The sequence below is a fragment of the Rhizobacter sp. genome, from assembly GCF_031412075.1.
Taxonomy (GTDB): domain Bacteria; phylum Pseudomonadota; class Gammaproteobacteria; order Burkholderiales; family Burkholderiaceae_C; genus Rhizobacter.
Map to the genome: position 1 here is coordinate 1 of NZ_JANOCG010000428.1, position 7,339 is coordinate 7,339.

Genomic DNA, 7,339 nt, shown 5'->3' on the forward strand with positions numbered 1-7,339 from the left:
CCGCGTGTGTCCGACGCCATGCACATGAAGTTGCTCGGACAGGCGGCCATGCTGGCCTTCGACGAGCCCTTGAAGGTGGGCGTGCACGAGCTGCGCGTGCGCGGCAGCGTGGGTGTGGCGCAGTTCCCCTCCGATGCCGACAGCGCCGCGGGCCTGATTCGCGCCGCCGACAGCGCCATGTACGAAGCCAAGGGCATGGGCAAGAACACCTACGCGCTGTTCCACACCGACATGCACCGTGGCGCAGACCAGCGCATGCGCATGGAAAACGACTTGCGCGAGGCCATCTCGCGCAATGAGCTGCGCCTGCTGTACCAGCCCATCGTTGACCTGCGCACCGAGCGACTGATTGGCGTGGAGGCCTTGTTGCGCTGGGTGCACCCGCAGCTGGGGGTGATCTCGCCGGTCGAGTTCATCCCCGTGGCCGAGTACAGCGGGATCATCGTCGACATCGGGCAATGGGTGCTGAACACCGCCTGCCGGCAGATCAAGGCCTGGAGCGAAGCCGGCCATGAGGGGTTTTATGTCGCCGTGAACGTCTCGGCGCGCCAGATCCGCCGGGGGCTCAATGCGCAGATCGACAGCGCGCTGGCGGCCTCGGGCATCGACGCCCGCCGGTTGGAGATCGAGATCACCGAGCACTCGATGGTGGAAGACATCGACAGCAACGTGGCCCAGCTGGCCGCGCTGCGCAAGCTGGGTATCCAGGTGGCGGTAGACGACTTCGGCACGGGCCTGTCGTCGCTTGCCTACCTCAAGCGCCTGCCCATCGGCAAACTGAAGATCGACCGCACCTTCGTGAAGGACCTGCCCGAGAGCGCCGACGATTCGGCGATCACCTCGGCCATCATCTCGATGGCGCGCAGCCTCTCGCTCACCGTGGTGGCCGAAGGTGTCGAAACCGAAGCGCAGCGCGACTATCTGCGCTCGCTGGGCTGCGATTGTGCGCAGGGCTACCTGTTCAGCCGCCCGGTGGCGGCCGAGGCCATCGTCGGCTTGCTGACGCTTCGAGCCAGAGTGTCCACCGCCAATACCGACCCGGTGAGTGCCGCCTGACGCGTGGCGATGGCGGTGATCAGCGTGCCGCCTCGACGATCATCTGCACCCGTTGCTGGCCGTTGTATTCGTCCACCCGCAGCTGGTAGGCGAGCGTGACCTTGTTGGCCACCGGCTCGCTGTGGCCGAACCAGATTGCATCGCGCACCGCGCCGGCGTGGCGCACGGCCAGCTTCAGGTGCTTCTCGCCGACCAGGCGCTGAGAGATCACCTCGACTTCGTCGCTGAAGACCGGCGCCTCGAAGGCCTGGCCCCACACCTGGGCATCGAGCGAGCGCACGGTCTCGAGGTTGAAATACTGCGCCGGCAGCGGGCCATCGCTCATCAGCGTGCGCGACAGCGTGGCGGCGTCGAGCCACTCGCTGGCCACTTGCTGCAAGGCGGTGTCGAAGGTGTCGAAGTCTTCTTCGGCCAGCGTGCAGCCGGCCGCCATGGCGTGGCCACCGAATTTTTTCAGCACACCGGGGTGGCGTTTGCTCACCAGATCGAGCGCGTCGCGCAGGTGAAACCCCAGGATCGAGCGGCCCGAGCCCTTCAAGAACCCGTCTTGCCCGAGCGCAAACACGAAGGTCGGGCGATGCACCCGGTCTTTGAGGCGCGAGGCCACGATGCCCACCACACCTTCGTGGAACTCGGGGTCGTAGATGGCCAGTGCAGGTGGCGCGTCGCCTTCGGGCATCAGCGTCTCCAGCATGGCCTCGGCCTGCTCGCGCATGCCGCTTTCCACGTCGCGCCGTTCGCGGTTGATGCCGTCGAGCATTTGGGCCAGCTCACTCGCGCGCGCCGCGTCGTCGGTGAGCAGGCATTCGATGCCCAGCGACATGTCGGACAAACGGCCCGCGGCATTGATGCGTGGCCCGAGCGCAAAGCCGAAGTCGAAACCACTGGCGCGCTTGGCGTCGCGCCCCGCAGCCGTGAACAGCGCGGCCACGCCGGGCTGCATCTTGCCGCTTCGAATGCGCTTGAGGCCCTGCGCCACCAGGCGGCGGTTGTTGGCGTCGAGCTTGACCACGTCGGCCACGGTGCCCAGGGCCACCAGGTCGAGCAGTGTGTCGAGCCGCGGCTGGTTTTCGGGCGTGAACACGCCTCGCTCGCGCAGCTCGGTGCGCAGCGCCAGCAACACGTAGAACATCACGCCGACACCGGCGAGGTTCTTGCTCGCGAAGCCGCAGCCGGGCTGGTTGGGGTTGACGATGACCGTGGCGTTGGGCAGCACGATGAGGTCGTCTTCCTTGGCGGGCAGGTGGTGGTCGGTCACCACCACGGCCAGGCCCAGCGCGCGTGCGTGGGCCACACCGGCGAGGCTGGCGATGCCGTTGTCCACCGTCAGCAGCACGTCGGGCGTTTTCTGCATCGCCAGGTCGACGATGGCGGGTGTGAGGCCGTAGCCGTGCACCGCGCGGTCGGGCACCACGTAGTGCAGCGTGTCGGCGCGCGCGCCCAGCAGCTTGAGGCCACGCAGCGCGACGGTGCAGGCGGTGGCGCCGTCGCAGTCGTAGTCGGCCACCACGCACACGCGTTGGTGGGCCGCGATGGCATCGGCCAGAAAGCGAGCCGCGGCTTGCGTGCCGAGCAAATCGGTGGGCGGTAGCAGGCGGGCGAGGCCGTCGTCGAGCTCGTCGGGGCTGCGCACGCCGCGCGCCGCAAACAGGCGGGCCAGCAAGGGGTGCACGCCGGCTTGTTCGAGTGCCCACACGGTGCGAGGCGGCACCTCGCGCAGGGTGATTGTGGGGTTGGTCACAACGCCTCCAGCACAGGTGCGGCGGGCGGGGGCGACAGGCGTTTGCCCAGGCGCGACCACAGCGGCTGCGACTGCAGCGCGAAGCTCTGTGCGAAGCGCTCGCCGCACAACGTGAGCGCGACGGGCTCGCCTTGTCGTGCACGCTTCAGCGCTTGTTGCACATCGCCTGCATCGAGCGCGCTCCAGGCCTGTGCCCAGGCCGCCCAATCAGAACTCAGGGCAGAGGCGCGCAGGCTGTCGTTTTGCACGAGGTCTGCGGGCGCGGGGTCGGGTTGGGCGCGGCCACAGCCGCTGAGCCAGAACGAGTTGACCGGCAGCGCTCCTTGGCCCACACGCGCGTCGTTGAGTGGTTGTTGGTAGAGCAGCATCTGCACCTCGTTCTGCAGCCGGCGGATCAGGCGCGCCTGGGGCGTGGTGGGCATCCACAGGTCGATGTTGCGGCCGATAACACGGTCGATCGAGGCGCTGGCCAGGCCGTCGAGCGAGTCGTGCGCCGCGTACCAGCGGGTCGGTGCACCCCAGGCCATGACCCAGCCTTCACTTTCGAACAGCGGGCGCACCGCTTCGAACAAGGTGTGTGACTCCTGGGCGCTCAGGTGCAGGGCCTGTGGGTCGGGCAGGCTCACCTGGTCGGCGCCCACATGCCAGTGCACGGGTGTGAGCAGCCCCCAGGCCTGGTCACCGATCTGGACGCCATCTTGCGCCGCCTGGCGCGCGGCCCAGGGCAGGGCGCCGTCGCCACCCGTCCAGCCAAGGGCGTGGGCGAGGGCGCGTTCGTGGGGCGGGGTGAGGCTGTATTCGTCGCGACCCAGGGTGTGGGTGGGGGTCAGGCTGGCCAACAACTGGGTGAGGTGCGGGAGGTTCAGCCTGCGCAAGGTGTGCGTGCCGCCCTCGGAGAGGGCCGAGGCGAAGGGGATCAGCAGGTGCATGGGGTGGATTATCTGTTGCAGGTCACGGTCACACCCACGTCACACCCAGGCATGACCATGCAACTCCATGCACAGAGACGCCGCCTTGTTGAACGCATGGACCACCCCGGCGAGCTCCGTCGACGACGACGCGCCCAGGGAGAACAAGCGCCACTACCGCAGCTTGTGGATCTCGGACCTGCACCTCGGCACCCCCGGCTGCCAGGCCAAGGCCCTGCTCGACTTCCTCAAGCACACCGAGTGCGAAACCCTCTTTCTTGTCGGCGACATCATCGATGGCTGGCAACTGCGCCGCAGCTGGTACTGGCCGCAGTCGCACAACGACGTGGTGCAAAAGCTGCTTCGCAAGGCGCGCAAGGGCACGCGCGTGATCTTCATTCCAGGCAACCACGACGAGTTTGCGCGCCGCTACGTAGGCCACAACTTCGGTGGCATCGACGTGGCCGAAGAGTGGACCCACCAGACCGCCGACGGGCGCAAGCTCTGGATCACTCACGGCGATTATTTCGACGGTGTGATCCAGTGCGCCAAGTGGCTGGCGCATGTGGGCGACTCGCTGTATGAGTTCACGCTCAAGCTCAACCGTTATCTCAACTCGCTGCGTGCGCGTTTGGGGCTGCCGTACTGGAGCCTGTCCAAATACCTCAAGCTGAAGGTCAAGCGCGCCGTCAACTTCATCGGCGACTTCGAGGCCGCGGTGGCCAAGGAAGCGCGGCGCCGTGGCGCGCAAGGTGTTGTTTGCGGCCACATTCACCACGCCGAGCTGCGCGAGATCGATGGCATCGTCTACGCCAACGATGGCGACTGGGTCGAAAGCCTCACCGCACTGGCCGAACACGCCGACGGCCGGCTCGAGATCGTCGACTGGGCTGCCGTGATGCGCGACAGGCAGCCGCTTGCCGTCGCGGCGCAGGAGGTGCTCGCGTGAAGATCGCACTCGTCACCGAAGCCTGGGCGCCGCAGGTCAATGGCGTGGTGACCACACTGGTCGAGCTGCGACTGGGCCTGATCGCGATGGGCCACGAGGTGGTGATGATCGAGCCCTCGGGATTCAAGCGTTTTCCGTGCCCCGGCTACCGCGAGATCGAGCTGGCCTGGCGCCCCGGGCGCAAGGTGCGCGAGCTGCTCGATGCGGCCCAGGCCGATGCCATCCACATCGCCACCGAAGGCCCGCTGGGCGCGGCCGCACGGTCGCACTGCCTGCGGCGCGGCTGGGCGTTCACGACCGCCTTTCACACCCGTTTCCCCGACATCCTGGCGCGTGCCCTGCACATCCCGGAAAGTTGGGGCTATGCCTGGTTTCGCCGCTTTCACGCCAAGTCGAGCGGGATCATGGTGCCGAGCGTGGGCATGTTCGGCATCTTGAAAGGCCACGGCTTTGCACCATTGAAACAGTGGTCGCATGGTGTGGATCTGAGCTTGTTCAAACCCGAAGAGGGTGCCGACCTGGGTTTGCCAGGGCCAGTGTTTCTGTATGTCGGGCGGGTGAGCTACGAAAAGAACCTCGAAGCATTTTTGAAGCTCGACTTGCCTGGCTCCAAGGTGGTCTACGGCGTGGGCCCGCTGGAGCAGCGTTTGAAGCGCGATTACCCCCAGGTGCACTGGCGCGGCGTGGTGCCACGCACGGAGCTGGTTCATATCTACAGCGCGGCCGACGTGTTCGTGTTCCCAAGTTGCTCGGAAACCTTCGGCCTGGTGATGCTCGAGGCCATGGCCTGCGGCACGCCGGTGGCTGCCTACCCGGTGCCCGGCCCGCTGGATGTGGTCGCCCCCCAGCACAACGCCGACGATGGCGGCGTGTTGCACGAAGATCTGCGCACTGCCGCCTTGCAAGCGCTGGAGATTCCGCGTGGCGCGGCGCGGCGGCGGGCCTTGCAATTCGATTGGGGCGAGGTTTGCCGCCAGTTCGTCGACCACCTGGTCCCGGCGTGTCACACAGAGCTGACGAGCGTCACAAAAACGTCGCAAAAGCTTCATAAACTGGTCTCATGACTCAGGCTCCTCGCAACCCGGCACTTCTGAACCGCGAAAGCTCGATCCTCGAATTCAACCGCCGGGTGCTCGCACAGGCGCGCCGAGAAGATGTTCCCTTGCTGGAGCGGCTGCGCTACATCTGCATCGTCTCGTCCAACATGGACGAGTTTTTCGAGGTGCGTTTTGCCGACTACATCGAAGCCACCCGCCAACCTGGCGCGGGGGTCTCGCTGCGTGATCTGGAAACCGTGGCCGCCGATGCGCACACGCTGATCGATGACCAGTACCGCGCATTCAATGATGAGGTGATGCCCGCCTTGAAGCGCGAAGGCATCGAGATCCTCAACCACTCCGATCGCAATGACGAGCAACGCCGCTGGGTCGACCAGTTCTTCCAGCGCCAGGTGCGCCCGCTGCTGGTGCCGGTGGGGCTCGACCCTTCGCACCCGTTTCCGCAGGTGGCCAACAAGTCGCTCAACTTCATTGCGCGCCTGAGTGGGCAAGACGCGTTTGGCCGCGAGAACACCATCGCCATCGTCAAGGTGCCGCGGGTGTTGCCGCGGGTGATCCGCTTGCCCGACCACCTGGCCAACGGCGGGCAGGCGTTTGTGCTGCTCACGAGCGTGATCCGCGCCCACCTGGCCGAGTTGTTCCCGGGGCGCGAGGTTGAGGCGTTTTCGCAGTTTCGCCTGACACGTGACTCTGATCTCGCGGTGGACGAAGAAGACGTGGTCAACCTGCGCCAGGCGCTGCGCTCTGGGCTCACCACACGCCACTTCGGCCAGGCGATCCGCCTGGAAGTGGTCAACACCTGCCCGCCCGAGCTGTCGGAATTTTTGTTGACGCAGTTCGCCTTGCCCAAGGCAGCGCTGTACCACGTCAATGGCCCGGTGAACCTGGTGCGCCTGAATGCCCTGATCGACACCGCCAACGCCCCGCAGCTGCGTTTCAAGCCCTATGACGCGCCGTGGCCTGCCGGCCTCTCGCGCGACGAATCGATCTTCGAGCGGCTGCGCGCCGGCGACGTGCTGATGCACCACCCCTTCGAGTCGTTCGAGCCGGTGGTGCAGTTCCTGCGCGAAGCGGTCGAAGACCCCGACGTGCTGGCCATCAAGCAGACCATCTACCGCACCGGCAGCGAGTCGCCACTGATGGACTTGCTGATCGAAGCGGCGCGCCGCGGCAAGGAAGTGATGGCCGTGGTGGAGCTGAAAGCCCGCTTCGACGAAGAGGCCAACATCAACTGGGCCGAGCGGCTGGAGGCCGTGGGCGCGCAGGTGGTGTACGGCATCGTCGGCCTGAAGACGCACGCCAAACTGCTGCTGGTGACACGCCGTGAAGACGGCCGCCTGCGCCGCTACGCCCATCTCTCCACCGGCAACTACAACCCCAAGACCGCGCGGCTCTACACCGACGTAGGTTGCCTGACTGCCGACCCCGATCTGACCTCGGACGCCGACGCCGTGTTTCAGCAGCTCGCAAGCCTGGGTAAGACACGCCCCTTGCGCCAGCTGCTGCAGGCACCGTTCACGCTGCACAAGCAGATGCTCAAGCACGTGGAGCAGGTGGCGCAGGCCGCCCGCGAGGGCAAACCGGCGCGCATCGTCGCCAAGGTCAACGCGCTGACCGACGTGCCGCT

6 protein-coding genes are annotated in these 7,339 nt (G+C 66.5%); 4 read left to right on the forward strand and 2 right to left on the reverse strand.

Features of this window, described 5'->3' with window-relative positions:
• The coding region (locus RMO40_RS16080; protein WP_309723558.1) for an EAL domain-containing protein at positions 1–1,056 on the forward strand (1,056 nt) is incomplete at its 5' end.
• 19 nt (positions 1,057–1,075) lie between these two features.
• Here the strand turns inward: RMO40_RS16080 and recJ are convergent.
• Together recJ and RMO40_RS16090 are read right to left on the reverse strand one after the other, a co-directional pair.
• Positions 1,076–2,797, reverse strand: a complete 1,722-nt coding sequence (gene recJ, locus RMO40_RS16085) for a single-stranded-DNA-specific exonuclease RecJ (protein WP_309723560.1) — start codon at positions 2,795–2,797, stop codon at positions 1,076–1,078.
• Positions 2,794–3,726, reverse strand: a complete 933-nt coding sequence (locus RMO40_RS16090; protein WP_309723563.1) for a hypothetical protein — start codon at positions 3,724–3,726, stop codon at positions 2,794–2,796. The genes recJ and RMO40_RS16090 overlap by 4 nt, the downstream gene beginning before the upstream one ends.
• Before the next feature lie 67 nt (positions 3,727–3,793).
• Here RMO40_RS16090 and RMO40_RS16095 point away from each other — a divergent pair, with 67 nt between their 5' ends.
• From RMO40_RS16095 to ppk1, 3 genes are all read left to right on the forward strand, one after another.
• Positions 3,794–4,654, forward strand: a complete 861-nt coding sequence (locus RMO40_RS16095; RefSeq protein ID WP_309723566.1) for a metallophosphoesterase — start codon at positions 3,794–3,796, stop codon at positions 4,652–4,654.
• Complete coding sequence (locus tag RMO40_RS16100; protein WP_309723569.1) at positions 4,651–5,718, forward strand: glycosyltransferase; 1,068 nt, start codon at positions 4,651–4,653, stop codon at positions 5,716–5,718. The genes RMO40_RS16095 and RMO40_RS16100 overlap by 4 nt, the downstream gene beginning before the upstream one ends.
• Positions 5,715–7,339 (forward strand): polyphosphate kinase 1 (gene ppk1 / locus RMO40_RS16105; protein ID WP_309723572.1); only part of this gene is annotated, 1,625 nt, incomplete at its 3' end. The genes RMO40_RS16100 and ppk1, both read left to right, overlap by 4 nt.